This is a genomic window from Oceanobacillus luteolus (assembly GCF_023715655.1).
Taxonomy (GTDB): Bacteria; Bacillota; Bacilli; order Bacillales; family Amphibacillaceae; genus Oceanobacillus; species Oceanobacillus luteolus.
In genome coordinates this window covers 13766-40369 of sequence record NZ_JAMBON010000009.1, presented here as the reverse complement: position 1 = coordinate 40369, position 26604 = coordinate 13766, and the positions used below count along the sequence as shown (strand labels likewise).

Genomic DNA, 26604 nt, shown 5'->3' with positions numbered 1-26604 from the left:
GTCGATTCTTCCTTCCTGTTGAAAGCCTAAGTAGTAACAAGTTTACCATAAGGCCTTTGCTTAGTAAACAAGACAGGAAGAGGTCGAATCTTAGGAGGCTCTTGCCTTGATCCAAGTCGCTGGTACGCGTTTAATCAGTTGTATCATAAAGATTGCGGCAACGAAAGAGAGTGCTGCATCCTTTATGATAAACGGAATCATTCCTGCCCAAGCAACGATATAGGAAATTTCAAGATTGAGCCATGTATTCATAGCAAGATACATATAACTCACACCAATTACATAGTTCACTACAAGACCTGCCAAGGCAGCAATCGTATAACCAATAAAAGAATCTTTACCAAATTTTTCGCTGACGTAGCCAGCTGCAAAAGCGACAAAAACAAATGAAATTAAAAATCCTCCAGTTGGACTGATTAATGTAAATGGTCCACCTTGCATCCCAGCGAAAACTGGCACACCAGCTGCACCGACAAGAATGTATGTAATGATGGTAAATGCTCCTCGCCGTTTACCGAGCATAGATCCTGCTAAAATTGCAAAGAAAGTTTGTAAAGAAACTGGTACAGTCGTTCCGCCAATGGGTATGGCAAGCATTGGGAACCAAACGGTAATATTTGCCCCAATTACCATTAGACAAACAAACATGGCCCCAAAGGTTAGATCTAATGTTCTAAATTGTTTCAAGTGATATTCCCTCCCTTTTTTAGATATTACATAGAAAGGTCATCAATGTCAACTTAATGTTTATCTAGGTGACAATAAAAATCACCCCAGAATTATCTGGGGTGATCGGAATTAGAAATCTTATGCTGTTTCTAGTGCTATTTCAATCATTTCATTAAATGTTGTCTGACGTTCTTCAGCTGTTGTTTCTTCACCAGTTAAAATATGGTCAGACACAGTTAATACCGATAGTGCTTGACGGTCATATTTTGCTGCTAATGTATAGAGAGCTGTCGTTTCCATTTCAATTGCAAGGACATTATAATTCGCAAGGAGTTCATTGACTTGTCTTGCATTTTCACGATAAAAGTTGTCACTAGTAAATACATTTCCAACTTGAACAGACATCCCTTTATCCGTTGCAGCATCATAAGCTTTTTTCAGCAGGTTGAAATCTGCCAGTGGTGCATAGAAAATGTCTCCGAAAATAAGTTTGTTAGCTTGTGAATCCGTTGTAGCTCCTTGAGCAATGATGACATCTCTAACTTTGACATCTTTTTGAAGTGCTCCACAAGTGCCAACACGAATCAATTTCTTTACATCATATTCGTTTATCAATTCATTGACATAAATCGAGATGGAAGGGACTCCCATACCTGTACCTTGTACTGATACTTCTTTTCCTTTATATTTTCCGGTGTAACCATACATACCGCGAACTTCATTGTAGAGTTTTACATCTTCGAGAAATGTTTCTGCAATATACTTTGCCCGTAATGGATCTCCAGGAAGTAAAATCGTCTCCGCAATTTCTCCTTTTTTTGCACCTATATGTACACTCATGTTCCATTCCTCCTTCGGTCTTATCATAAGTAAAGGTACCATACTCAAAAATCATTGACAAATTTCTGCAATATATTATTTATCTTTAAAGAGATTTCCTGAGTTATTAGTTTGAATATAGGCGGAAATTGTTTATAATGAAAAAGAGGAAAAATACATTATTATACGTAGTGTTAAATAGATGGAAGGGAAGCGATACAATGCAAACTAAAAACTTTACAATAACAGCGGAATCTGGAGTACATGCAAGACCAGCAACTCTATTGGTGAATAAGGCGGGTCAATACAGCTCTGAGATTCAAATTACGTATAAGGATAAAAAAGTAAACTTGAAATCCATTATGGGAGTCATGTCCCTAGGAATTCCAAAAGGTGCAGAAATCGAAATCATTGCTGAAGGTAATGATGAGGATGAAGCAATCGAAGGAATTACTTCAGTAATCAAAGAACATTTAGGCGAGTAAAAAATAAAGGAAGCGTGAGGGGACTCTAGCTTCCTTTTATAATTTTTGAATACACTTCTTCCTCTAGTCGATGTAAAGTCTTCAAGGCAAGTTGATTATATTCACTGTCATTCTCTTCAAGTTTGTTTTTATAGATTTCTAAAGCCTGTTTCAATGAATCTTTATACTCCGGGATTTCCCCATCATATGGATGCACGGCTGGTTTTTTAACATTCATCTTTTCATGAAAGGCGAGAGCTTTTCTCTCGTGGAAAAATACATTCTTTGTAGCGTTCATGTTATGTAAATCTCCCTGAAGAGGATGCTTATAAACCGCAAGCACTTCAATCAGAAACCTGTCGCCACGGTCTTCGATCACTTTCCCAATATATGTTCCTGAGCGGTAGTGCGCTCGTACAATCTCACCGATCTTTACCTTGTCCATCATTAAAACCTCCCAACTCTATTGTGCCAAAATCATGAATAATTTGCGAATAATAGCTACTGATTACTATGGAATGCGTGTCCAAAAACTTTTTGATATACTAAGTAAGAAGGGTGTGAGAGAAAATGATTTATATGCCGTTTTTATATTTCCCTGAGGACAAATCCGAATATTTGCCATCAGTAATTATGTTAATCATTTTTATGTCATTTGCTGTTTTGGCACTATATTTCTTTATTAAAAAATCAAGAAAAGAAGAAAAGAAATTTGAAGAAAAATATAAAGATGTAATTGATGAAATTGAAAAAGAGGACTCAGAGAAAAATAAATAAGATTTTAGATGTTTAAAGATGACTTTTCCTGGGATACTGTTGATAGTAACCTAGAAGGAGTCAAAGACATGCGTTGGATATTCATAATTTTACTAGTCCTGTTAGCAGCTTGTGCGAGTGGGGAGGACGACTCGAAAAGAGAAGTGGACATGCTGAATGCTGACGGTGATAAACTCGGTACAGCAACCCTAACCGAAGAAGCTGAAGGAGTAAAGGTTAAGTTGAAGCTGGAAGGATTAGCTCCCGGTTGGCATAGTATCCATGTCCATGAATATGCAAAATGTGATCCACCTGATTTTACGAGTGCAGGAAATCATTATAATCCTGAAGACAAAGATCATGGTTTAATGAATCCAAAAGGACCGCATCTTGGTGACTTGCCTAATATTGAAGCGGATGGTTCCGGCAAAGTAGATGAGGAGTTAACGTTAGCAGAAGCAACATTAATGGATGGAAAGAATTCCTTGTTGCGTGAAGAAGGCACGTCGTTGATAGTCCATGATCAACCCGATGATGGATATAGTCAACCAGCAGGAAATTCTGGAAATCGAATTGTTTGTGGAACAATTACAGCAGATGATGAGAAATAGGAAAAGTATACGAGTATGGATAGGTATACTAATAATAATCGAAATGGACAAGGCTTAGATATTTGATGATATCTAAGCCTTGTTTTTATTACTCTTTAAATGTGACAGATTAGATTCTATTCCTTTTTACAGCCTCAATAATACGTTCAACTGCTTCTTCCAATGTTTCGCGTGGACAGCCCACATTCATCCTCATAAACTGTTCGCCCTCTTCACCGTAGTCCTTGCCTGCGTTCAGTCCAACTTTGGCTTCTTTGACGAAGAATTCTCTAAGTTCTTTGGCATTTAGTTTTAACCCACTGCAGTCAATCCACAGTAAATAAGTTCCTTCTGATTTCACTACGTTGAGCTCAGGTGCATGCTTTTCAAAGCTTTCTTTCACAAAATGATAATGGCTTTCCAATAGAGTATTCAATTCATCAACCCAGGGAGCGCCATATGTATAGGCAGCTTCCATAGCAACTTGCCCCATTGTGTTCAATTGATCGCTATGAAATCCTTGTTTGTTAAAAGCTTTATCAAGCAATCTCTTATATTCTTCATTTGATGTGATACAATACGATGCAGCCAATCCAGCTACATTAAAAGTTTTAGATGGAGCCATACATGTGATGGTTTGGTTTGCAATCTCTTCAGAAAGGGATGCGATTGGAATGTGCTTCTTACCTGGATAAACTAAATCTCCATGAATTTCATCCGATATGATTAACACATTATGTTTTATACATAAACGCGCCATTTCTTCCAGCTCATCTTTTCTCCATACACGACCTACTGGATTATGAGGTGAGCAGAGGATAAATACTTTTACTTGTTTTAACTTTTCTTCAAAATCAGCAAAGTCGATGGTGTAATAATTGTCCTGAAAAATAAGTGGGTTTTTTATAATGGTTCGGTCTAATGCGTTTATGGAATTATAAAACGGCGGGTATACTGGAGTTTGAATTAAAATACCATCATTAGGCTCAGAAAATGCTTGAATTGCCATATGTAATGATGCTACAACACCACTGCTGAAAGTGAGCCATTCAGGTTGTATGGACCAGTTATGTCTTTCTTTGTTCCAGTTGATAATCGACTCTTTGAACGCATGATCAGCCAGTGTATATCCGTATACACCGTGTTCAGCTCGTTTTATTATTGCTTCATTCACTTCTTGTGGAGCTTTGAAATCCATATCTGCTACCCACATTGGGATAACGTCCTTTGATTGGAATAAGGTTTCTACCAAATCCCATTTCACAGATTTTGTATTCCAACGATTGATTACTTCATCAAAGTTTCCCATGATATAACCTCCCTAACTTAATATAAACAGTATATCAAAATTCTTCTGCCATCATCCTTTTCAGACATCCAAATAGATTACAAGTAGAAAATGCCAAAAAAAAAGCAAAGCGATTTACGCTCTGCTTACAGGGGGAATACGAGAAAGTCTTACGTTTATAGTATTACCCACTATTTTTAATATTAAACATAAAAACGATAATTTTTTAAAAAAGATTATCTCAAATGAAACTTATAGGAAGATTTTTCCGTTACATAGTTGAAGGGGCATGAGGGGAAGGAGGAAGTCAGTGGAAGAACAGGGGATTATTGAGCAAGCAAAACAACATGATGAGCAAGCTTTCGCAGAGATTGTAACGATGTATAAACCATACATAGAAAGATTGGCATTTCAATTTGGAATCCGACCAGACTCCATTCCGGATGTTGTACAGGAGACATTCCTTAACATCCATCGAAGTCTGCATCAATTTGAACGCGGTAAGTTTTCAACTTGGCTATATCAAATTACATTGAATGTCGTAAGGGATCACTATCGTCGAAAGAAACGGCAATGGAAAATATTTAATAAAGTCACTGAAGATAAAAAGCTCTGGCTGCCAGGTTATTTTTACTTTGAAGAAGAGGAACATGATGTTTTACACGAAGCTGTCAAACAACTCGATGAAAAATATCGTATTCCAATCATCCTTTTCTATTTTCATGATCAAAGTTATGAAGAAATTGCAATCATTCTTAAAATCAAATTATCATCAGTGAAAACTCGTATGCATCGAGGAAGAGGGAAGCTGAAGGAAGCTTATCTAAAACTGGAAAGAAGGGGGGCGGCTAGAGATGGACGACAAACAATTGGATAAAATATTGGACGGTTTGAAAAATGAGTATGAACGATTACCGGAGTTGACGAGAAACTTTAGAAACGCCCCTGAAGATGAAAGGAAACGTCGAAAACGTGGGAAGTTATATTCATATACTGCGCTCGCAGCTGGTATCTTTCTGTTTTTAATTCTAGCATTACCGTCGTTTAGTGACTACGAGCAGGCGGATATTTCAAGCAATTATCTGACAAGTTACTATGAAAAGAAAAAGGAAGAATTCCGAATTGAATTGGGAGTAGATTCGGTTGATAATTTTTTCGAGGTGGTTGAGGCAGAAGAATTACTTGCGACGCTTCCAAAGGAAATGACAAAGGAGGTAATGGAACATACGAAATCAAGACTCGATGAAATTTTTACAACCCCAGAAACAATGATAGGTGCTTTCAATTCTGGTAAAAAAGAATTAACAGAGGAGAGCATTATAGATTTGTTCAATAAACTTAGATATCAAAGTTACGGTATGAACGATTATTTTTCCCGACTAAAACTAGAGTACCAATTAAAACAAGCTGATGTAGAGGAGTTGTACGCAAATCAATATAATTATAATGGTCCCAGTGAAATCGTAGAGTTATTGGAAACCGTGCATCAACAAGGATTACAACTTGTAAAAACGAATGTTCTTGAGGAGGACAAATTCCAAGTTGAAGTGAATTATGGTGCAATCGTAGAGCGGGTTGAAAACTGGGAAGGATTGGAAGGAATGGCAGAGTATTTGCTGCTGATAGATGAAAAGTTTGATATTCATTCTCCTGGTGTAGATAATAGCCAGGGTATTCCTTGGTACGAATTTGATGATATATTATTGGAACTGGAGGAGATCTATCATCGATACCCAGAAAACAGAGACTTGATTTTTAAAGGGCCATACATCACAAATGCGTTATACCCTGCACAAGCTTATTTGAATGACTATTTATCGACATCTATGTTAGAAGAAGGAATGTGGGAGGAGCACAGAAATACATTAGAGACTGAGCTGATTACTTTTATAGAGAATCACCCGGAATCGTTATATACACCTCTAGTTGAAGAAGCGTTGGTGGCGTATAGGGAGAATGATTGGAGGGAGCACTCTTTCTATAATGGTAGTGGTCTATATATATTATTCGATTTGATGGAAAAGGGGATTGAATATGAGGGGCTGATTGCTTTTAACCGATGGCCCCTTTCGACAGGTACGATGTCGGTTTATAATCATTATAAAGAATCAAAAGATATAGAGGAATTCTCTAGACTGAACGCTTTCGAATTCCTTAGCTTGTATATGTATGTCTCGAACATTGATAAAGAACTTTATGATTTATTACGTCCAGATGCAAGCAGTTATGAAAAAATAGATTGGATCGAAGTATATAGTGATTCTCAATCATTGGCGGAAAATAGGGTGAATGAAAATACAATTGAGTATATTTTTATCGGTAAGCATGGCGAACCAATCGGGCTGGTAGGTTTGGCTGCAACTGCGGATGGCTGGAAAGTGACCCATCAAAATTTGTATGAGTTTGAATGGTGATAAAAAATGCGCCCTGTTTTGGGCGCATTTTTTTATAATCTATCTTCTAATTTTGCTTTTTCTTCCTCAAATCCTGGTTTTCCGAGAAGAGCGAACATATTTTTCTTATAAGCTTCCACTCCCGGCTGATCAAACGGATTAACACCGAGAAGGTATCCGCTGATTGCACAAGCTTTTTCAAAGAAGTATACAAGATAACCGAATGTATAAGCATCCAATCTTGGAATTTCCACAATCAGGTTAGGAACGTCACCATCCGTATGTGCAAGCATCGTTCCTTGGAATGCTTTCTCATTGATTTCATGAAGTGTTTTCCCAGATAAGTAATTTAATCCATCTGCATCATTTTCTGCAGCTTCCAACGTTAACTCTTTACGGGACTCATGTACATGTAGAATCGTTTCGAAAATATTTCTTCTGCCTTCTTGAATGTACTGGCCAAGAGAATGGAGATCTGTTGAAAAATTCGCAGATGATGGATAAATCCCTTTCTGATCTTTTCCTTCACTTTCACCAAACAGCTGTTTCCACCATTCAGCAAAATATTGCAGACTAGGTTCATAGTTAATAAGCAGCTCAGTCGTTTTTCCTTTATTATATAAAATATTTCTGATGGCAGCATATTGATAGCTCGGGTTTTCCTCTAAAGTTGGAGTAGAGAGGTCGTCCATTGCTTGTTTTGCACCATTCATCATTTCGTCGATATTTACCCCACTAACCGCAATTGGCAACAGTCCAACAGCTGTCAACACGGAATACCTTCCGCCGACATCATCAGGGATGACAAATGTCTCATATCCTGCTTCATCTGCAGAGCCTTTAAGAGCACCCTTAGCTTTGTCGGTTGTTGCAAAAATACGGTTTCTTGCTTCTTCTTCACCATATTTTTCTTCTAAGTATTTTTTGAAAATCCGAAATGCAACTGCTGGCTCTGTCGTCGTTCCACTTTTCGAGATGACATTAATGGAAAAATCTTTATCTTTTAATACGTCAAATAATTCTGCTGTATATGTAGAACTGAGGTGATGACCGACAAAAATGATTTGTGGCGCATTTCTTTCTTCCTTGGAAAGCAAGTTTTGGAAAGAATGATTAAGCATTTCTAAAGCAGCTCTTGCGCCAAGGTAGGAGCCCCCAATCCCGATGACAAGCAGTATATCTGAATTTCCACGGATTTTTTCAGCCGCTTGCTTGATTCTAGCGTATTCTTCTTTGTCATAGTTTTCCGGTAAGTCGAGCCAACCGAGAAAATCATTCCCTGCTCCTGTCTTTTCATGAAGCAGCTCGTGAGCTTTTTCCACAAACGGTTTCATATTTTTCAGTTCATCTTCATTAAAGAATTTTAATGCCTTATCATAGGTTAATGTAACTTTTGTCATAGGAACTCTCCTTTTAACATATCGTTATACTAACTTTAAGATATATAGTATGGGAAATCAACAAAAAAACGTTTCTCTAAGTATGACTTAAAGAAACGTTCTGGAATCATTTGTTTTCAGATTGCTTAATCCACTCTTGTAATTTCTCTTTTAACGTGTTAAATCCTGCAGTAGAATCATTCTCTTGATGGGATGGAGCAGATGGTTTAGGTTGCACATTCTCTTGAGGAGCTTCTTCAGTTGCACGAATAGAAAGAGAAACTTTCTTCGCTTTTTCATTAACCTCTATTACTTTTACTTTAACCTCATCACCGATCTGCAGGTGATCATTTATATCTTTAACAAAACCATGAGTGATTTCAGATATATGAATCAAGCCTTGTGTATTTTCATCTAATTGAACAAATGCACCATATGGCTGAATGCCTGTTACTTTACCTTCAACGATTTGACCATTCTCTAATTTGTTACTCATACTGAACAACTCCTATATTTATATTCATTTTTTTACACAAGTACTCATTTTAGCACAAATATATGAATCTAGCAAAAGTGGATGAATTAAATAAAGAAAAGTTTTCTGAAGTTGAGTTATAGTAGATAAAAATTCTATTTAAAGTCCGCAGTTCAAATACTTCTCGCTGCTCCTTTGGCGGACCCTGAGCCTCCCACGCACAGGGTGTGGCGTTCTTAGTCGGCCTCGTTGTTCTGCGGACCTTGGACCGAAGATTGGAAGAGTTAGTTATAAAACAAAAAAGCGGCAGAGGCCGCTTTGTTAGATGGATTTTAATTTGTTTATTAAACTGTTGTATACTTCATCCCAAAAGTCTTGGTTATCTCGGAATGATTTTCCAATAAATTTGTACATTTCATTTGCTTTTTCTTCATGATCAGGAGCGTCCTTAGGTGGTAGGGCAGCTCTGGATTCATCAATAAACTCTTGAACTTTAGCTGCACGTGGTCCCCATTTTGCGACTTCATTACCTTCCTCATTAATGAAAATGAAAATTGGAATGGAGCGGGATTTACCATTCGTCAAGTATTGGTCCATTAATTCCAAATTATCATCTCTGAGAAGCATGCGCACATCGATGTTTGCTTTTTCGGCGATTCGAAGTAAGATGGGAACGTTTAGCATTGCATCGCCACACCAGTCTTCCGTTAAAACGATTGCTCTAAGATTTTTTTCTCGAATGTTTTCATATAAATCGGTGTGATCTGGTAAATTGAAGGTATCATAAATATGGAGGAGTCCTTCTTTATTCTTTTCCATTTTTTCAATATAATCATCGGCGGACATTGCTTTTTCAAACCATTGATTTAATGCCATTTCTACACACTCCTTCTCTTGTATTCGCTTAAATTTTATCGATAATCTTCTCCTAAGTAAACTTATTTGTCTTTTTCTGATACTATTAAAGTTAAATTTACAACTATTTGGAGGTAACATATGACGAAGTTTAATAAAGAATTTTTACTACAACTATTAAACACAGCATCACCCTCAAGTATGGAGATGGATATACAACGGAAGTGGATGGATTATGTTAAGGGTTTTGCCCATGAAGTGAGAACGGATAACGCAGGTAATGTAATCGGGATACTCAATCCAGATGCTCCTTTTAAAGTGTTGCTTGCTGGTCATAGCGATGAGATTGCGCTCGTAATCAATAGGATTGACGATAGAGGTTTTCTGCATTTCGATAAGATGGGTGGGATCAACCCCAAAGCTGCGGTTGGTATGCGTGTCGAAGTCCTTGGATATAACGGAAAGTTGACAGGTGTGATCGGTGTGAATGCGCAACACCATGGCGGGCTGAAGAACGACTTTACACTACATGATTTATTCATCGATTGTGGTTTTAAAACAAAAGAAGAGGCGGAAAAACAAGTACAAATCGGTGATCTTTGTGTATACAAGACAGAGCCGGAAATTCTCCAGGATCGTTATATAGCAGGTAGAGGTCTTGATAACCGAACTGGTTCTTTTATCGTGGCAGAAGTGTTGAAGCGTCTGTCTGAGAAAAATCCTCAGGTGGGCGTGTATGCGGTGAGTACGGTAAATGAGGAAACGAATATGGGAGGAGCCTATTTCGCTGCTGCGGGGATTGAGCCGACAATGGCGATTGCCTGTGATGTGACGTTTGCAACGGATTACCCGGGGGTCAATAAAGATAAACATGGGGATGTAAAATTAGAAGGTGGGCCTGTTCTTGCAAAAGGTGCGCCAATTAATATTAAAATCAATGCTATGCTGGAAAAAGCCGCAAAAGAACTAGATATGAAAGTACAATATGAATTGACTCCTAAGAACACAGGTACCGATGCTGACCGGATGCGATTAACAGGTAAAGGGGTTCCGGTTGGACTCGTTTCCTTGCCACTTCGTTATATGCATTCGCCGGTTGAAACCGCCAGTTTCCAAGATATTGAAGAGGAAATTGTATTGCTTGTAAAAATGATAGAAAGCTTAACAGGACAGGAAAGCCTAAATCCACTTGACTAATGCTGAGAAAATCAAGAGGTGATAAAGACCTGTTTGGAAAAGCTCAGTAGGTATATAGGCTTGACGTGTTGAAATTGGAATAAGATATTTAAAGGATAAAAGACCTTGTTTTCTTGATGTTAGAAAATGAAGGTCTTTTTTTCTTTGTTTTTTAGGGATATATCATCAATTTTAAAATGGTTTTTCTAAGGTAGTCATTTATTTATAGGTCTATATACACGAATTTCCTTATTAAGGAATCTATGTTGACTGCTATGTTACTAATACCTTAACAAAAGTCCTGTGAACGAAAAGAGGAAAAGATAATTCAAATCACTCAATTTCGAAAATTCAGTACAACTGCGACAAAATTCGACAATCTTTCGACTAAGATTTTACTATACTATGTTTAACAACATGAATCTACCTGTCGTCACTTTCAGAGAAATCGACAAGGATTGGAGAGGGGGGGAAGTATGACTACTGGTTGTTGAGTTCTCTGGGAGATAATCAAAAAGGGGGAGGAAAACCTTTGAAATTAAAGCACAAGACAAGAAGAAAAGCATTCAGCATTGCTGCTTCCGTAGTTATGGTTGCATCACTGTGTTTACCTGGTGCAGGGTTTGCACAAAGTAACGGGAAGATCAATCACTCGTTAAATGATTCTACTAAAGTAGTAGAACAAAAGGTGAGTGACCGATTGTTATCCAGTTTCAAAGACGATGAAGAAGTTACTTTTCTAGTAAAGTTCTATGAGCGGGCAGATGTACAGCAGGTTGCGAAAGAGGCAAAAGCAAATGCAGAAAATGCAAAACTATCACTCAATCAAGCAGAACATGTGCAACGGTCAGCTGTTATCGCTGAATTAAAGGAAATCTCCTTTAGCTCTCAACAAAATGTAAAATCATATATTGAACAGGAAATTGAAAATGGTAATGTGAAAGATTACCAATCTTATCATATAGTAAACGGGATGGCAGTTACTGCTACGAAAGAAGTGGCTGAGAAAATCGCTACCTTCGCGGAAGTTGAAAAGATACTTCCTAACGAAACTCGTGAGCTGTTTACTACAGTAACTGAAGAAGCTGATACTCCACAAGCAGAGATTGCTAATGTCGAGTGGAATATTGAACGGGTTGGAGCTCCAGGTGCTTGGGAAATGGGGATTGACGGTTCAGGTACAGTAGTAGCCAGTATCGATACTGGGGTACAATGGGACCACCCTGCATTAATGGACAAGTATCGTGGATATGATGCAGCAACTGGAGAGGTGGACCATACGTACAGCTGGTTTGATGCAACAGTTGGTAATGAAACACCATATGATGATCAAGGTCATGGAACTCACGTGACTGGAACTATGGTTGGAGCAGAGCCGGATGGTTCTAACCAAATTGGAGTTGCTCCAGGTGCAAAATGGATTGGAGTTAAGGCGTTCACTGAAGCAGGTGGTACCGATAGAGATTTACTAGCTGCGGCAGAGTGGATTCTTGCTCCAGGTGGAGATGCAACGAAAGCACCCGATGTTGTCAACAACTCATGGGGTGGCGGTCCGGGTCTTGATGAATGGTATCGGGACGTAGTAATTGCATGGCGTACAGCAGAAATCTTCCCAGAGTTCTCTGCTGGTAACACGACATTATTCAATCCAGGTGGACCTGGGTCGATTGCAACACCAGCGAATTATCCAGAGTCGTTTGCGACAGGTGCAACGGATATTAACGATAATTTAGCAAGCTTCTCATTACAAGGACCATCTCCTTATGATGAAATCAAACCGGATATTTCAGCACCTGGGGTAAATATTCGCTCCAGTGTTCCTGGAAGCGGGTATGAAGGTGGATGGAATGGCACGTCTATGGCTGGGCCTGCAGTATCAGGAGTGGCCGCATTGCTTAAACAAGCGAATGCGAATCTTACTGTAGATGAGATGGAAGAAATTTTGATGAATACAGCGACTCCATTAACGAATGGAACTTACCCTGAATCACCGAACAATGGATTTGGGTATGGATTAGTAAATGCTTATGATGCAGTCTCTTCAGTTGTATCAGGTTTAGGAGTCCTTGAAGGAGCAGTTACAAAAGAAGGTGAAGATACGGAAGCACCGACTTATAGTCATGAAGCTCCAGAGGGTACCTATGCAGGAATGGATTTGGAACTTGTCCTCTCGGTAGAGGATAACATCAGCATCACATCTGTAGAAGTGGTTTATGGTGAAAATCGGGTAGAAGCAAACCGGTTATCCGGAGATCATCGAAGTGGTGAGTATGTTGTAACAGTTCCGGGTGAGGATATACAAGAAGGTACGTTTGATTATCACTTTGATATTAACGACTTCGGAAATAACACCGTAACAACCGATAGTTATTCGGTAACGGCAGAACCGGGAATTACAGTAGGATATTCCGAGGATTTTGAGGGGTCCCCTGTTGGTTGGACAGTATTTGGTGAAAACAGCAGTTGGGAACACGGAGAACCAACTTCTGGTCCTGGTTCAGCAGTTTCGGGTGAGAATGTATATGCTACGAATCTGAGCGGTACGTATAATAGTAATGAGAACGCTACACTTGTCATGCCGCCAATTGACTTACCAGAAGGAGAAGCATATTTACAATACAGTCAGTGGTATAACTTGGAAAACAACTGGGATTTCGGTCACGTATTTATTTCAACAGATGGTGAAAATTGGGAGCAACTGAATCGGTTTACAAATGTCTCCAATGGTTGGGTAGATGCCGAAATCGACCTGTCCGACTATAGCGGGGAGCGTGTATATATCGGCTTTAACTTAACTACGGACGGTAGTGTTGTCCGTGATGGTTGGTATATTGATGATGTAAGTTTATCAGAAACCTCAAGAAGCAGTTCAAGTAAAGCGCCAAGTTTAGGGCTGAATTCTCAAAAAGGATTAACTCCAGATTTTGATAGCATTGGAATGAAGAGTGGCTCTGTTGATCCAGACAAAATCGTACCAGCTCCTTCAGTAGAAAAGGATGCAGCGAAGGAAGAATCAGTTGCACCTGCAGGTTTACCTGTCGGAGCTACGGTTAGCGTTGTGGAAAGTGGAAGATCAGTGAAGACGAATCCAGCTGACGGAACGTACTCACTTCTCCATGCAGCAGGTGAATTTACGATTGTTGCTGATTCCTATGGTTTTCATTCTGCGGAACAGTCAGTTACGATTGAAGCCGACGAATCAGTAACGGCTAGTTTTACACTACAAGAACAAGATCAATATACTGTAACAGGTAATGTAACGGATGAAGTAACCGGAGAAGCTATTACGGATGCAACATTACTCCTTGTTGAGGATGCAAACGTCCAACCTGCTTCTACGAATGAAGAAGGTAGTTTCAGCATCACTGCTTATGAAGGAGTTTACACCGTAAAAGTTCTTGCACGTGGTTACCATGCGAAAGAAGTGGAAGTGGACTTCACAAGTGATGGAACAATCGATATCGAACTTGAGCCGTTCTACACTGTTCCGGGTGGAGAAATTGGCTATGATGATGGAACGCCAGAAAATGTACGAGCATTCTATGATGCGGGTAACGGTTGGGCTGTACGAATGTCCTTGGAAGAAGGTCGTGACACAGCAATTGTGACGGATGGAGTCTTCCAATTCCATGGAACTGACTGGCCAAACCCAGGCGGCGTTGATTTCGCTGTAGAAGTTTGGGATGCTACTGGTCCGAATGGGGCGCCTGGAGAGCGTATTGCCGGTCCGTTTGAAGCAGAAGCAACACGTAGCTTGGATGAATGGACGGTTGTTGATTTGAGTGAACATGCAATTCAAGTAGACGGTGACTTCTACATGGTGTACATTCAAACAGATCCTAATCCAAATACACCAGGATTAGCTACAGATGAGAATGGACCATATGCAGAAAGAAGCTTCCAATATGTAGGAGGTGCTTGGTCAGCATCGCCTGCCAGCGAAGGTAATTACATGATTCGTGCCCGTGTAAGTTATGAAGTGGAGGGGCCGGTCATCACTTCTCCTGAAGAGGGATTCATTACGAATGAGACTCAATTAAACGTTGAGGGTACAGCGTCGCCGACTACTTCCGTCAAACTGTTGAATAACGGGGAAGAAGTGGATACTGTAGAAGTCGGCAATGAAGGTACTTTTAACATTCCGGTTGATCTTTCTGAAGGTGATAATGAATTAGTTGCAGTCACATTACTTGATGGAAGAGAAATTATGGAATCTGAATCGGTAACAATCGTATCAGATACGGAAGCACCAGAACTTACGATTGATAGTCCAGAAGATGGAATGAAATCAAAAAATGAAACGGTGACGGTAGAAGGTACGGTAGCAGATGCTAATCTGGATTATGTAGAAGTAAATGGAGAGCGTGCACGTGTAGATGATGGCAACTATTCACTGCGCATTCTTCTAGACGAAGGAACAAATGAGATCGAAGTAGTTGCCGCTGACCTGGCTGGTAATACAACAGCTGACTCAGTTAGCATCGATGTTGATTTTACAGCACCTGAGATTGAGAATTTAACGCCTGAAGAAGATGTTACCTTAAATGCTGGACAAACTGTAAAGTTTGAATTCGACAGTGAACCAGGACTTGATGCAACATTCGTTATCCACATGCCATTGACGAATGTACAGTCCAATCCGACAGAATTACCGATGATGGAAACATCTGAAGGTCATTATGTTGGTTACTGGACAGCAACAAGCAGTGTTGTTGCTGAAGGAGCGGTCATCGAAGTGAAAGTGGTTGATGATTACGGTAACGAAGCTAGAGAACAGGCGGAGGGCAAACTGTTCATTAATGTGGAATAAAACAAAAAAATAAAGATGCGGCAAACTGAGCCGCATCTTTTTCTTTTTATCAATATAGAAAAATGACATCACTATTTGTGTATTATGAAGGCTTTTGAATAATATTATATGAGCTATGTTTATTTGAGGGTCTCGCTTGTATTATAATCCTCCATTGATCCTGTCTTTTCTTTAACTGCTGTGATGCGAAATGTTTACCGATTGGCACTTTCGTGTAAAAGAATCCAGCGGTAATGAGAATGCCGAAAAACCAACCTGCAATTTTGTCTATAAATAAGCATTCGGTTATATCCGTCCACTCCATAAGTTTTTAATAAACATGTATTCCAGTTATGAATAGACCTCTCGAAATGAAAAGCAATTGAATGACTTGGAACCACATCATAATACCATCTTTATTATAACCTTTTAAAAAATACAATAAATACTGAAAATATCATAAAAAATTTATAGTAGCTCCCTTGCAAAATATAGAAAATGTAGTATACTTATCTTTAGTAATTAAATAATCGATTCTAATCTTCGGGGCAGGGTGCAATTCCCGACCGGCGGTAAAGGGTGAATACTCTTAAGTCCGCGAACCATAATGGAATGTTATGGTTGACCTGGTGTGATTCCAGGACCGACAGTTAAAGTCTGGATGGGAGAAGATGTCAAGCCAATTTAGGTGCGATTTTTGTGTACCTTTATTTACCTTTGCATACTCAAATCCTATAGCCCCACTAGGCTATAGGATTTTTTACTTTTTCTCTAAAGTCAAAGGATGCACGAGGCAAGGCAATCCTTCATCACGAGTTAGAATCGATTAGCAAAAGATGAAGGAGGAGAAGAAGATGCAAAAAACGAATAAGCAATCTTCAAACTTACTAAGATTAATTATATTAGCACTACTAGGAACGATTTCACTCATTCTATTTTTCTTGAACTTTCCATTGCCGTTCCTGCCACCGTATTTAAAAATTGATTTCAGTGATGTTCCTGCGTTAATGGCATCACTTATATTCTCGCCACTTGCTGGAGCTGCTGTCGTCCTGATTAAGAATTTGCTCTATTTAGCAGTTTCTGGAGCGGGAGATCCTATTGGTGTAGCAGCGAATTTCTTGGCAGGGGTCATGTTTGTTGTTCCAGTATCCGTCATTTACCACAAATACCATAAAGGTGTGAAATCGATTGTTTCCGGTTTGGTAACAGGAACGATTGTGATGGCAATTGGAATGTCCGTTTTAAATTATTTTGTCATCCTACCGGCTTATGCTTGGTTTATGGGATGGGAAGATATGACCCAATCCGTGAAATGGGGCGCAGTCCTAGCTGGGATACTTCCATTTAATATTTTGAAAGGGATTATTGTTGGACTGTTATTCGTACCAGTATTTATAAAAATGCGTGCATGGATAGAGCAAAAGCAATCGACTCTTGCATAAAAATAACAGGGAGCATCCTAAGTATGAGATGCTCCCTGTTTTGTGTTTTTTAATTATTGTTCTTCATCGACAAGAAATCGAGCAGTTGGCATTGCTTCCAGTCTTTCTTCTGGTATTGGTTTTTGTGATTTTTCACTGATGCCATAGGTCTTCTTTTCAATTCGTTCCAATGCATCTTCTATTTCCATTAGTTTTTCACGATGAACCATATCCAAACCGGCATCACGTTCTTGTTCAAATTGCTCCGTCCCGATATCTGCCGGATGGTTACCGTAATCTGCAAGTTCTTGAGTTGCTTCATTTGGCGATTCATTTTTACTTGTATTTAAAAGTTGTTCTGTTTCGGTTTTTAATTGCAGTAGTTTTTCTTTAAAATATTCCAGTTTTTCATCAGATAAATATGTCTGCATCCAAATCGCTCCTTTTAGGTCATCTTACAATCCATGAGAGAGGAAAGAGAAATGTAGCGCAGCACATGTTTATAAAAAGGTTTAGAAGAATACAGCAAGTACTAAAGAAATTCCAAGTAATAGTCCATAAATTGTATTCGTCTTTCCGGTTGCTGCCATCGCTGGCATCATCTCTAACGGTTCTGTTTTCCCACGGAAGTTCTTTATGACGAAAATAGCTTTCGGTGCACTAAGAAATGTGAGCAATGACCAAATCGGCAAGAGGTTAAAAATTATTAGGCCAAGTGTCCATCCATAAGCAACAAAGAATAAAACAGCAAGTAATGTTATTGCTTTTTCTCTTCCGATTAATACTGCTATTGTTTTTCTTCCGCCGATTTTATCGCCATCACGATCACGGATATTATTGGATAAGTTCAGGCTTCCGATTAAAATAGTGATAGGAATTGATATCCAAATAACTTCAGCCGTGAGTGTAAGAGTCTGAATATAGTACGTAATGCCGATAATGACACTACCCATTAGAACACCGGAAAACAATTCGCCGAATGGAGTGTAAGAAATTGGTATTGGCCCTCCAGTATATAAGTAACCGATTAGCATACATACTAAACCAATAACAGCAATCCACCAGCTTGATGCAAGACAAATATAAACACCGAGAATAACGGCTATTCCATAAAAAGCAAAGGCTAAATTCCGGATTGTTTTTGGGTTCACCCCATCTCGGACAATCGTTCCTCCGATACCTACAGATTCCTCGGTGTCGAGACCAAGTACGTAATCATAATACTCATTGAACATATTAGTTGCAGCTTGAATTAAAACAGAAGCAACCAGCATTGCGGTAAATAGCAGCCAATTGATAATTCCATCATGATAGGCAAGCATCGTTCCGACAAAAACGGGTATAAAAGATGCAGTGAGTGTATGCGGTCGCATTAAACGCCACCAAACATCAAAGCCTGATTTTTCATTCAGTGCTTCTCTGATTTCATTTTTTTTAGCAGTTTGCATTAGACTTCCCCCTAAGACTCTATCCAATTAATTTTAGGAAAATATGCACATTATGTCAATTTGTTTTGATTCAGTGGATTCTTGCAATGTCTGCAAACGGTTCTTTGGGCATACAATTCCATCACAAATAATGTTTCATTATATTTTTCCCACATTAATTGTTAAACATGTTCGTTATAATTTGTCAAAAAACGGGCCTTTCCTTGAGAAAGTGAAGAAAAGAGCATAAAATGGAAATGGATGTTTTTTACTAGTGAAGGAAAGAGATTTTAGTGTTGTGACTAACTGTCACATACTAAAATAGCCACGCCGGCTAAAGTACACTGTGGCTCGAGCCCAACTGCTTACTTAAATAAGAAGAGCATTTTAGCCTATGAACGTGGTAATTATCGGAGGTCTAATTATGATTGATATAAAAATGAAAAAGCTTGAAGGACAAATTGATGCGGCAATCAAATCCATCCGTTCCGATGAGTCAGTAAAGCTTTTCAGTATAACGAAGAGAATTAATAAGAAAACCCCTCTTCAGGTTTTTGAGGGGGCTAAGCGCTTTGGCAAAGATCGCTTCTATTGGATGAATGCCGAACGCACACTCACTATAACTGGTGTTGGTGCAACGATAACGATAGAGGCTGAAAAAGACCGATACCACCAGACGGAAACAGTATGGAAACAAATTTTAAATGAAGCGTGGATTGAAAATGAATATTCATCCATTCCTGCAACTGGAGTTGTTGCTTTTGGTGGAATGGAATTCGATCCATTGAAACCAAAAACAGAGCTATGGAAAAAGTTTAAGACAAGCCAATTCTATATACCTGAAATGATGGTGACAGAATTTATGTCTGATTACTTTTTCACGATAAATATATTTATTCATAAAGAGGACTGCCCAGCTGATATTGCTGATAAAATTTATGAACAGGAAAAGGCGTTCTTTTTTTCTGAAAGCTTCACTCCTGAACATATTGAAATTATCCAAAAGGAAGAAATCGAACCTATAAAGTGGAAGCAAACTGTAGATGATGCTACAGAAGTAATGAAAAAGAAAAAAGTGGAGAAAATTGTACTTGCTCGAGAGTTGCGCCTTCGCTTTAATCAAGAGGTGAATATTCCACAAGTACTGAAAAAACTAAATGATACCCAATCGAACAGTTATATATTTGCATTTGAAAGTGGAGGGGATTGCTTTATTGGTGCAACGCCGGAAAGGCTAGTTAAGCTGGAGAAAAACAATTTATTGTCCACTTGTCTTGCCGGAACAGCCCCTAGAGGAAAGACGGAAGAAGAGGATAAGCAAATCGGGTATGAGTTACTTCATGATAAGAAGAATCGAGAAGAACATGAATTTGTAGTAAAAATGATTAAAGATGCGTTACTGAAGACATGTACAGATGTTGAAATGCCAAAAGAACCAGTTCTGCATCCTTTAAAGAATTTACAGCATTTATACACACCAGTTACCGGAGTCTTAAGTAAAGGATTCTCTATTTTTGACGTGGTGAAAAATCTACACCCGACTCCAGCATTAGGAGGTACTCCGACAGAAGAGTCGCTTGCATTTATTAGAGAACATGAACTGTTAGACCGCGGCTGGTATGGTGCACCGATCGGCTGGGTGGATAGTAATGATAATGGGGAGTTTGCAGTTGCTATACGGTCAGGCTTGATCCAAGGTGATTCAGCCTCATTATTTGCTGGTTGCGGTGTCCTGGCGGATTCTGACCCTGAAATGGAATTTGAAGAAACTAGGATTAAGATGCTGCCAATGTTAAACGTATTAGGAGGATAACGTGAATGGATCATACAGAAATTTTAACTAGATACACCGCTAACTTTGTCGATGAATTAATTAATAATGGAGTTGAACACGTTATTATTTCTCCTGGATCACGCTCGACACCGCTTGCTTTGGCTTTTTCCGAACATGAGGGAATTAGAGAGTGGGTCATCATTGATGAGCGCTCGGCTGCTTTTTTTGCACTTGGTTTAGCGAAACAAACGAAGTCAGCGGTTGCTTTAGTCTGCACCTCGGGAACTGCGGTGGCTAATTATTTTCCTGCAGTTGTTGAGGCTCATTATAGTAGGGTGCCATTAATCTTGTTAACAGCTGATCGTCCCCATGAATTAAGGGATGTTGGCGCACCACAAGCGATTGATCAGTTGCATTTATTCGGTAATTATGTGAAATGGTTTCAGGAAATGGCCATACCTGAGGCGTCTGTGGAAATGCTTAGTTATGTCCGCCAAAAGGCAAGTCGCTCTGTTTATATAGCCCAAGAAGGAAATCCAGGTCCAGTTCATCTTAACTTCCCATTTCGTGAACCCTTGACTCTAGATTTTTCTCTAGAAGGGATATGGGAACACAAGGCATATAGCGAGAACTCATATAGATATCCGCTTGATGGAAAAAAACAGTTGACCCTTGACCAGCTGGAGGCTTTCATCAATCGTTTGAAAGGGAAACAAAAAGGATTAATCGTTTGTGGGCCACAAGGTGATGATGAAATCTTCCCTGAAAAAGTTGCTGAGCTTGCAGAACAGTGGCGATTGCCAATTTTGGCTGATCCATTATCCCAATTGCGGACAGGAAGGCATTCTAAGGGGAATGTAATCGAGACTTATGATGCACTCCTAAAAAATGAAGCTATTCGTGAACGGTTTAAGCCTGATTTTATTATTCGGTTTGGTGCGATGCCTGTTTCGAAATCATATCTTTTCTTCATTAAAGAAAATAAAAACGTACCACAGTTTATAGTGGAAAATCATTCTGGCTACCGCGAACCAACAGGTAATGTGACAGACTTTATATTTGCTGATCCTGTACATTTTTGTGAGGGATTATTGGAGTTGGATAAACCCAATTTCTCATATGAATGGTTGCAGGAATGGCAAGCAATGAATGAAACAGCGAAAAACCATCTGTTGACCGGAGTTGAGGAACGGATTACCGAAGGAGAAGCTATTCGAGGATTGCAAAAAGTTATTCCAGAAAATAGTACATTATATGTTGGAAACAGTATGGCGGTAAGAGATGTGGATACTTTTTTCCTAAATGACGAGAAGAATATTTCTATACTTGCCAACCGGGGAGCGAATGGAATTGATGGCATGGTCTCTAGTGGGGCCGGTGCGGGAGCTGCAGCTGAGAGGGTGACGCTTGTACTTGGTGACTTATCTTTTTTCCATGATATGAATGGTTTGCATGCAGTGAAACATTATGGAATTAATCTTACCATCTTACTGATTAATAATAATGGAGGCGGAATATTTTCATTCCTTTCCCAAGCAGAAAATCCAAAACACTTTGAAGCATTATTTGGTACGCCATTGAATTTAGAATTCTCTAAAGCCGCAGAAATGTATGGTGCTAATTACTTTAATCCCGAAACAGAAGAAGATTTAAAGAGGGATCTAGAAGAAAGTTATCAAATGAGAGGGTTATCGATCGTTGAAGTGATGACGGACCGTGAAGAAAATGTGAAATGGCATCGGTCCAAGTGGCAGGCGATTGCTGATGAAATTTTAACGAATGAGGGTTGATGATTTGTATTTTTCCGTTGGTGATATGGAGTACTGGTATGAGGTTCATGGTGAAGGGATACCTATAGTGCTACTTCATGGCTTTACTGGAAGCAGTTCCACTTGGCAACGATTCGTCCGTGCCTGTCCAAGTGGGTTTAAGCTTGTAACCGTAGATTTACCAGGCCATGGACGGACATCAGGTGAACAGATTAAGTCGATGGATGCGTGTATATCTGATTTACAACAATTATTTAAGAGTCTACAACTTGAACAATTTATCCTGGTAGGGTATTCGATGGGTGGAAGAACCGCTTTAAGTTATACGATTAAGTATCCGGAGAATGTGGCAGGCCTCGTTTTAGAAAGTGCCTCTCCAGGTCTCTCTGATGCAGCTGCAAGGGATGAGAGAAAAAATAAAGACGAACAGCTCGCTTTACGTATTGAGGAAGAAGGCGTAACGGCTTTTATTGATTATTGGGAGAATATCCCGTTATTCCAAACGCAGAAACAGTTATCGAAAGAAAATCAGTTAGCAATTCGGAAAGAACGGATCGAGCAAACAGCCATTGGTCTTGCGAATTCCTTACGTGGGATGGGTACCGGCAGCCAAGCTTCCAATTGGGATGCTTTAATAGAGGTGAAGATACCTGTCCTGCTATTGGTTGGAGAGCTGGACAGCAAATTTATAGAAATTAATCAAAGGATGAAGCAAAACTTGCCGATGGCTGAGTTGGAGATTTTTTCTTCTGCAGGGCATGCACTACATATTGAAAAACCAGCTAGTTTTTTGGAATCTGTACTAGCATTTGCAAATTCTTATAGGCCATGAGAAAATAAAAATTAATGAGGTTAGAGTAGAAAAGGGAGGAACTCGGTTTGACAGTAGAATGGGTTGAAGTAAAAAAATATGAAGAAATCATTTATGAAAAATATAATGGTATCGCTAAAGTAACCATCAACCGACCAGAAAAACGCAATGCATTTACACCGCTTACAGTAAATGAAATGATTGACGCTTTTTCTGATGCACGTGATGATTCAGAAATAGGTGTTATCGTATTAACGGGTAAAGGTGAAAAGGCATTTTGCTCTGGTGGTGATCAGTCTGTACGAGGTCATGGTGGTTACGTTGGTGGAGACAGCATTCCTCGTTTGAATGTACTTGATCTTCAACGTCTAATCCGTACCATTCCAAAACCAGTTATTGCAATGGTAGCGGGATATGCTATCGGTGGTGGTCATGTGCTTCATGTTGTATGTGATTTGACCATTGCTGCAGACAATGCGATTTTTGGACAAACAGGTCCAAAAGTAGGGAGCTTTGATGCGGGTTATGGTGCAGGATACTTAGCACGCCATATCGGACATAAACGTGCCCGTGAAATCTGGTTCCTCTGCCGTCAATACAATGCAGAAGAAGCTTTCCAAATGGGGCTTGTCAATACAGTAGTTCCATATGAAAAATTAGAAGAAGAGACGATTCAATGGTGTGAAGAAATTTTGGAAAAATCCCCTACAGCACTTCGTTTCTTAAAAGCGTCATTTAATGCTGATACCGACGGATTAGCAGGACTTCAGCAATTAGGGGGAGACGCTACACTTCTTTACTATACAACAGACGAAGCTAAAGAAGGACGCGACGCCTTTAAAGAAAAAAGAAAACCGAACTTCAAAAAGTTCCCGCGTTTTCCTTAAGAAATTCAAAAGCGGAAGAGTCCCTTACACAGGGCACGGCTTTATGATTCGTGATGAATCGATAAATGAATCTCAAACTTTCGCAAACAGAAAACCTTTGCTGCAAAGCAGAGGTTTTTCTATATGAATGATTAAAATAAGATTATTGAAAGGATCAGGTACATGTCAGAAAGCATCCCACACTGGCTAACGAAACAAGCAAATATATTGCCTAATTATCCCGCAATCGAGCTTACGGATGGTACTCATGTCAGCTTTCATGATTTGGAGATAAATAGTTTATCTTATGCTAGAAAATTAGCTGCCATTGGAGTGGAAAAAGGGACACATATAGGCATCTTATCAACTAATTGCCTGGAGATGGTGTATACCATTCATGCCATCAGTTATCTGGGCGCTGTCGGGGTTTTATTAAACACCAAACTCACGGATGAAGAACTTAATTTTCAATTAGATGATGCTGATGTAAATATACTTATTACAAATGATAGAAGAAACCGAAACCTTAGGGTGAAAGAAAGCTATACGTTTCAACAATTAGAAACAATGGAGGAAAGTTCTGTTTCACTTCAGTTCCATATCAACTTCGATGATACATTCACTATAATGTATACTTCTGGAACGACAGGGTTTCCAAAAGGTGTCGTCCACACTTATGGAAACCATTGGTGGAGTGCGATTTCTTCTGCGTTGAACCTTGGATTGAATAAGGACGATAAATGGCTTATTTCTTTGCCGCTCTTTCATGTTAGTGGGTTATCTACACTGATGAAGAGTGTGATTTACGGAATGCCGATCTTTCTCATGAAGAAATTTGATGAAAGTATGGTCCACCATGCAATCATGGAAAAGCAAATTACCATCGTATCCGTTGTGACTGTTATGGTTCAACGTTTGCTTGAAAGACTTGGTACGGAAAATTATCCAATCAGTTTAAGATGTTTCCTGTTAGGTGGTGGCCCTGCTCCAAAAGTACTCTTAGAAAGAGCTAAGGAGAAAGGAATACCAGTCTTTCAAAGTTATGGGATGACAGAAACAACATCCCAAATTGTCACTTTATCAGCTGGAGATGCCTTGGACAAATTAGGCTCAGCAGGGAAGCCGCTTTTGCCTGCACAATTGAAAATCAATAACCCCGGTTCGGATGGCGTGGGGGAGATAGTGGTAAAAGGGCCGATGGTGACTCCAGGCTATTATAAAAATCAAGAAGCGAACGAGAAGAGTTTCAAAGACGGATGGCTTTATACAGGTGATTTAGGGAGTGTTGATGAACAGGGCTTCTTATATGTGGTAGATCGCAGAACGGACCTCATTATTTCTGGTGGGGAAAATATATATCCTTCTGAAATAGAAAACGCTCTTATGAAAATGACTGAAATTAAAGAAGCAGGGGTAACACGAATGGAAGACGACAAATGGGGGTATGTCCCTGTTGCTTATGTTGTTTTACATTCCGAGATTACAAAGGAAGAAATATTCGCCTTTCTAGCCACACAATTGGCTAAATATAAGTTGCCTAAGAAAGTGTTTTTTGTTGAAGAGCTACCGAGGAATGCTTCAAATAAATTATTAAGAAATAAACTAAAGGAACTATAATCAAACCGAGCCGTGGCATGAATGCCCGGCTTTCTTTTCGGTTCCGAAGCCGTGGGATGTTTCAAATTTCCTTATTAAGGAAAAGGATATGATAACAGTGTTTATAATAGTTTTCGATCGATATAAAGTAATTTTAAATAAAATCTTTATGAATACCATGTTATTTACATGGTTTTATATAATCCAGGCAAACTAATAATAAAGGAGGACGACCATATGAAAAAGAAGTATTATTTGAATATAGCAAACGGTAGTATTGTTGATGAGAATACAGCTGACACGAATGCGAATTTTGCATTTTATGCAGATGAAGGAGACTTGAATCAAGTTAGAGAAAAGTTGGAAAACATGGACGGAGCCAGTCGAGGAAGTTATTTGAGGGCCCATATCCCGTATTATCCTGAAATGGATACACCAGAAAATGCCAAGTATGACAAAAATCTTAAAGAATTGTACTCCTTGCTTTATAAGCTGGGTGATGAGCAAGCAAAAGAACATATCCAATCGCTTGACATTATTGATAAACCTGGAGACCATCTCGTTTAAAGCAGCGGGGAGGGTCTCCCTCTTTTTTTTATGTAATCCGTAAGAGTATATTAAATAATTGATTTCATTGCCATCCGCGTCTATCTAAATCCTTACTCTAAGACGTGTTTTTGAACGTGATCTGTTGAGGATAGTACTAAAAAAGTAAAACGGATGAAACAAAGAAAGAGCAATTTCCAACTTTTAACGATATAATGACAAAAGAAGAGGAATAATAATCATCAAAGGTCGTGTGTTTTTTGATAAAATTTAGAGATTATTACAATAATGAAGTGCATCTGTCTTTTAAGGATCATCCTTTTTCTGAACAGCCTAAGCATGTACTGATTATTTGTCGCTATCAGGGTAAATGGTTATTGACGAGACATAAGGAACGGGGGTTGGAATTTCCAGGCGGAAAAGTGGAAGAAGGTGAAACTGCTGAGGAAGCTGGTATTCGTGAAGTGATGGAAGAGACAGGTGGAAAAGCATCACATCTACAATACATCGGACAATATTATGTAGATGGCAGAAAGGATTATGTCATCAAAAACATTTATTATGCAGAAATTGAAGAATTAAATGATCGGGATACTTATTTCGAAACGGAAGGCCCTGTAATTATCGACAATATACCAAATAATGTCAACCATAATCCGAAGTATAGCTTTATTATGAAAGATAAGGTTATTGATTATGCTATTGACTATATTATTAAAGAACATAATAAAAGCTAAG

The 26604-nt window shown here is 39.1% G+C and carries 24 protein-coding genes and 1 riboswitch; of the genes, 15 read left to right on the top strand and 9 right to left on the bottom strand.

The window, feature by feature from the left end:
- Positions 1-90: 90 nt before the first annotated feature.
- The gene (locus M3210_RS07955; RefSeq protein WP_251513033.1) at positions 91-687 is read right to left on the bottom strand and encodes a biotin transporter BioY; all 597 of its coding nucleotides are present in this window, start codon (positions 685-687) and stop codon (positions 91-93) included.
- Between the two features lie 120 nt (positions 688-807).
- Positions 808-1509 carry a purine-nucleoside phosphorylase gene (deoD, locus tag M3210_RS07950; RefSeq protein ID WP_251513031.1) on the bottom strand — a complete coding sequence of 234 codons (702 nt, stop codon included), beginning with the start codon at positions 1507-1509 and terminating at the stop codon, positions 808-810.
- A gap of 200 nt (positions 1510-1709) precedes the next feature.
- On the opposite strand from deoD, the gene M3210_RS07945 reads away from it, so the two are divergent.
- On the top strand, positions 1710-1973 hold the full coding sequence (locus M3210_RS07945; protein ID WP_251513030.1) for a phosphocarrier protein HPr: 264 nt from the start codon (positions 1710-1712) through the stop codon (positions 1971-1973).
- Between the two features lie 25 nt (positions 1974-1998).
- Here M3210_RS07945 and kapB read toward each other — a convergent pair whose 3' ends face one another.
- Entirely contained in the window at positions 1999-2397 is a 399-nt protein-coding gene (gene kapB, locus M3210_RS07940; RefSeq protein ID WP_251513029.1) for a kinase-associated lipoprotein KapB, read from the bottom strand.
- 125 nt (positions 2398-2522) lie between these two features.
- Here kapB and M3210_RS07935 point away from each other — a divergent pair, with 125 nt between their 5' ends.
- Positions 2523-2729: a hypothetical protein gene (locus tag M3210_RS07935; RefSeq protein WP_251513028.1), complete on the top strand. Its 207-nt coding sequence runs from the start codon at positions 2523-2525 to the stop codon at positions 2727-2729.
- 68 nt (positions 2730-2797) lie between these two features.
- Positions 2798-3319: a superoxide dismutase family protein gene (locus M3210_RS07930; protein ID WP_251513027.1), complete on the top strand. Its 522-nt coding sequence runs from the start codon at positions 2798-2800 to the stop codon at positions 3317-3319.
- A 109-nt stretch (positions 3320-3428) separates the two neighbouring features.
- On the opposite strand, the gene M3210_RS07925 is transcribed toward M3210_RS07930, so the two are convergent.
- Positions 3429-4607, bottom strand: coding sequence for a MalY/PatB family protein (locus tag M3210_RS07925; protein WP_251513026.1), 1179 nt, complete (start codon positions 4605-4607; stop codon positions 3429-3431).
- Between the two features lie 289 nt (positions 4608-4896).
- Here M3210_RS07925 and M3210_RS07920 point away from each other — a divergent pair, with 289 nt between their 5' ends.
- Both M3210_RS07920 and M3210_RS07915 read left to right on the top strand, forming a co-directional pair.
- Positions 4897-5463, top strand: a complete 567-nt coding sequence (locus M3210_RS07920) for an RNA polymerase sigma factor (RefSeq protein ID WP_251513024.1) — start codon at positions 4897-4899, stop codon at positions 5461-5463.
- Complete coding sequence (locus M3210_RS07915; protein ID WP_251513023.1) at positions 5441-7000, top strand: hypothetical protein; 1560 nt, start codon at positions 5441-5443, stop codon at positions 6998-7000. The genes M3210_RS07920 and M3210_RS07915 overlap by 23 nt, the downstream gene beginning before the upstream one ends.
- Positions 7001-7032: 32 nt before the next feature.
- Here the strand turns inward: M3210_RS07915 and M3210_RS07910 are convergent, their stop codons facing one another.
- The 3 genes from M3210_RS07910 to M3210_RS07900 form a co-directional block, all read right to left on the bottom strand.
- Complete coding sequence (locus tag M3210_RS07910) at positions 7033-8379, bottom strand: glucose-6-phosphate isomerase (protein WP_251513022.1); 1347 nt, start codon at positions 8377-8379, stop codon at positions 7033-7035.
- Between the two features lie 106 nt (positions 8380-8485).
- Entirely contained in the window at positions 8486-8854 is a 369-nt protein-coding gene (yugI, locus tag M3210_RS07905) for a S1 domain-containing post-transcriptional regulator GSP13 (protein ID WP_251513021.1), read from the bottom strand.
- A 300-nt stretch (positions 8855-9154) separates the two neighbouring features.
- Positions 9155-9709: a thioredoxin family protein gene (locus tag M3210_RS07900; RefSeq protein ID WP_251513020.1), complete on the bottom strand. Its 555-nt coding sequence runs from the start codon at positions 9707-9709 to the stop codon at positions 9155-9157.
- Positions 9710-9829: 120 nt separating this feature from the next.
- On the opposite strand from M3210_RS07900, the gene M3210_RS07895 reads away from it, so the two are divergent.
- The 3 genes from M3210_RS07895 to M3210_RS07885 all read left to right on the top strand — a co-directional run bounded on the left by M3210_RS07895 (position 9830) and on the right by M3210_RS07885 (position 17098).
- A complete protein-coding gene (locus M3210_RS07895) occupies positions 9830-10885 on the top strand; it encodes a M20/M25/M40 family metallo-hydrolase (RefSeq protein WP_251513018.1) in 1056 nt (351 codons plus the stop codon).
- Positions 10886-11396: 511 nt separating this feature from the next.
- Positions 11397-15674 (top strand): S8 family peptidase, encoded by a 4278-nt coding sequence (locus M3210_RS07890; protein WP_285853630.1) that lies wholly within the window; start codon positions 11397-11399, stop codon positions 15672-15674.
- A gap of 514 nt (positions 15675-16188) precedes the next feature.
- Positions 16189-16330: riboswitch (FMN riboswitch) on the top strand.
- 177 nt (positions 16331-16507) lie between these two features.
- On the top strand, positions 16508-17098 hold the full coding sequence (locus tag M3210_RS07885; RefSeq protein ID WP_251513016.1) for an ECF transporter S component: 591 nt from the start codon (positions 16508-16510) through the stop codon (positions 17096-17098).
- 53 nt (positions 17099-17151) lie between these two features.
- Here M3210_RS07885 and M3210_RS07880 read toward each other — a convergent pair whose 3' ends face one another.
- Complete coding sequence (locus M3210_RS07880) at positions 17152-17508, bottom strand: TraR/DksA C4-type zinc finger protein (RefSeq protein ID WP_251513014.1); 357 nt, start codon at positions 17506-17508, stop codon at positions 17152-17154.
- Positions 17509-17589: 81 nt separating this feature from the next.
- On the bottom strand, positions 17590-18525 hold the full coding sequence (locus M3210_RS07875; protein WP_251513013.1) for a 1,4-dihydroxy-2-naphthoate polyprenyltransferase: 936 nt from the start codon (positions 18523-18525) through the stop codon (positions 17590-17592).
- 403 nt (positions 18526-18928) lie between these two features.
- Here M3210_RS07875 and M3210_RS07870 point away from each other — a divergent pair, with 403 nt between their 5' ends.
- The 7 genes from M3210_RS07870 (at position 18929) to ytkD (ending at position 26603) form a co-directional block, all read left to right on the top strand.
- Positions 18929-20317, top strand: a complete 1389-nt coding sequence (locus tag M3210_RS07870; protein WP_251513011.1) for an isochorismate synthase — start codon at positions 18929-18931, stop codon at positions 20315-20317.
- A gap of 5 nt (positions 20318-20322) precedes the next feature.
- Positions 20323-22068: a 2-succinyl-5-enolpyruvyl-6-hydroxy-3-cyclohexene-1-carboxylic-acid synthase gene (gene menD, locus M3210_RS07865; RefSeq protein WP_251513008.1), complete on the top strand. Its 1746-nt coding sequence runs from the start codon at positions 20323-20325 to the stop codon at positions 22066-22068.
- 4 nt (positions 22069-22072) lie between these two features.
- Positions 22073-22879, top strand: coding sequence for a 2-succinyl-6-hydroxy-2,4-cyclohexadiene-1-carboxylate synthase (gene menH, locus M3210_RS07860; protein ID WP_251513006.1), 807 nt, complete (start codon positions 22073-22075; stop codon positions 22877-22879).
- A gap of 47 nt (positions 22880-22926) precedes the next feature.
- Positions 22927-23745 (top strand): 1,4-dihydroxy-2-naphthoyl-CoA synthase, encoded by an 819-nt coding sequence (gene menB, locus M3210_RS07855; protein WP_251513004.1) that lies wholly within the window; start codon positions 22927-22929, stop codon positions 23743-23745.
- 162 nt (positions 23746-23907) lie between these two features.
- Complete coding sequence (locus M3210_RS07850) at positions 23908-25341, top strand: o-succinylbenzoate--CoA ligase (RefSeq protein WP_251513001.1); 1434 nt, start codon at positions 23908-23910, stop codon at positions 25339-25341.
- 216 nt (positions 25342-25557) lie between these two features.
- Entirely contained in the window at positions 25558-25887 is a 330-nt protein-coding gene (locus M3210_RS07845; protein ID WP_251512999.1) for a hydrolase, read from the top strand.
- Positions 25888-26126: 239 nt separating this feature from the next.
- A complete protein-coding gene (gene ytkD / locus M3210_RS07840; RefSeq protein ID WP_251512997.1) occupies positions 26127-26603 on the top strand; it encodes an RNA deprotection pyrophosphohydrolase in 477 nt (158 codons plus the stop codon).
- Position 26604 lies beyond the last annotated feature (1 nt).

What these genes read in the sequence shown, in the direction of transcription:
- deoD (WP_251513031.1), bottom strand. Translation starts at nt 1,509, where the DNA reads ATGAGTGTACATATAGGTGCAAAAAAAGGAGAAATTGCGGAGACGATT.
- M3210_RS07945 (WP_251513030.1), top strand. Translation starts at nt 1,710, where the DNA reads ATGCAAACTAAAAACTTTACAATAACAGCGGAATCTGGAGTACATGCA.
- kapB (WP_251513029.1), bottom strand. Translation starts at nt 2,397, where the DNA reads ATGGACAAGGTAAAGATCGGTGAGATTGTACGAGCGCACTACCGCTCA.
- M3210_RS07935 (WP_251513028.1), top strand. Translation starts at nt 2,523, where the DNA reads ATGATTTATATGCCGTTTTTATATTTCCCTGAGGACAAATCCGAATAT.
- M3210_RS07930 (WP_251513027.1), top strand. Translation starts at nt 2,798, where the DNA reads ATGCGTTGGATATTCATAATTTTACTAGTCCTGTTAGCAGCTTGTGCG.
- M3210_RS07925 (WP_251513026.1), bottom strand. Translation starts at nt 4,607, where the DNA reads ATGGGAAACTTTGATGAAGTAATCAATCGTTGGAATACAAAATCTGTG.
- M3210_RS07915 (WP_251513023.1), top strand. Translation starts at nt 5,441, where the DNA reads ATGGACGACAAACAATTGGATAAAATATTGGACGGTTTGAAAAATGAG.
- M3210_RS07910 (WP_251513022.1), bottom strand. Translation starts at nt 8,379, where the DNA reads ATGACAAAAGTTACATTAACCTATGATAAGGCATTAAAATTCTTTAAT.
- yugI (WP_251513021.1), bottom strand. Translation starts at nt 8,854, where the DNA reads ATGAGTAACAAATTAGAGAATGGTCAAATCGTTGAAGGTAAAGTAACA.
- M3210_RS07900 (WP_251513020.1), bottom strand. Translation starts at nt 9,709, where the DNA reads ATGGCATTAAATCAATGGTTTGAAAAAGCAATGTCCGCCGATGATTAT.
- M3210_RS07895 (WP_251513018.1), top strand. Translation starts at nt 9,830, where the DNA reads ATGACGAAGTTTAATAAAGAATTTTTACTACAACTATTAAACACAGCA.
- M3210_RS07885 (WP_251513016.1), top strand. Translation starts at nt 16,508, where the DNA reads ATGCAAAAAACGAATAAGCAATCTTCAAACTTACTAAGATTAATTATA.
- M3210_RS07880 (WP_251513014.1), bottom strand. Translation starts at nt 17,508, where the DNA reads ATGCAGACATATTTATCTGATGAAAAACTGGAATATTTTAAAGAAAAA.
- M3210_RS07875 (WP_251513013.1), bottom strand. Translation starts at nt 18,525, where the DNA reads ATGCAAACTGCTAAAAAAAATGAAATCAGAGAAGCACTGAATGAAAAA.
- M3210_RS07870 (WP_251513011.1), top strand. Translation starts at nt 18,929, where the DNA reads ATGATTGATATAAAAATGAAAAAGCTTGAAGGACAAATTGATGCGGCA.
- menD (WP_251513008.1), top strand. Translation starts at nt 20,323, where the DNA reads ATGGATCATACAGAAATTTTAACTAGATACACCGCTAACTTTGTCGAT.
- M3210_RS07850 (WP_251513001.1), top strand. Translation starts at nt 23,908, where the DNA reads ATGTCAGAAAGCATCCCACACTGGCTAACGAAACAAGCAAATATATTG.
- M3210_RS07845 (WP_251512999.1), top strand. Translation starts at nt 25,558, where the DNA reads ATGAAAAAGAAGTATTATTTGAATATAGCAAACGGTAGTATTGTTGAT.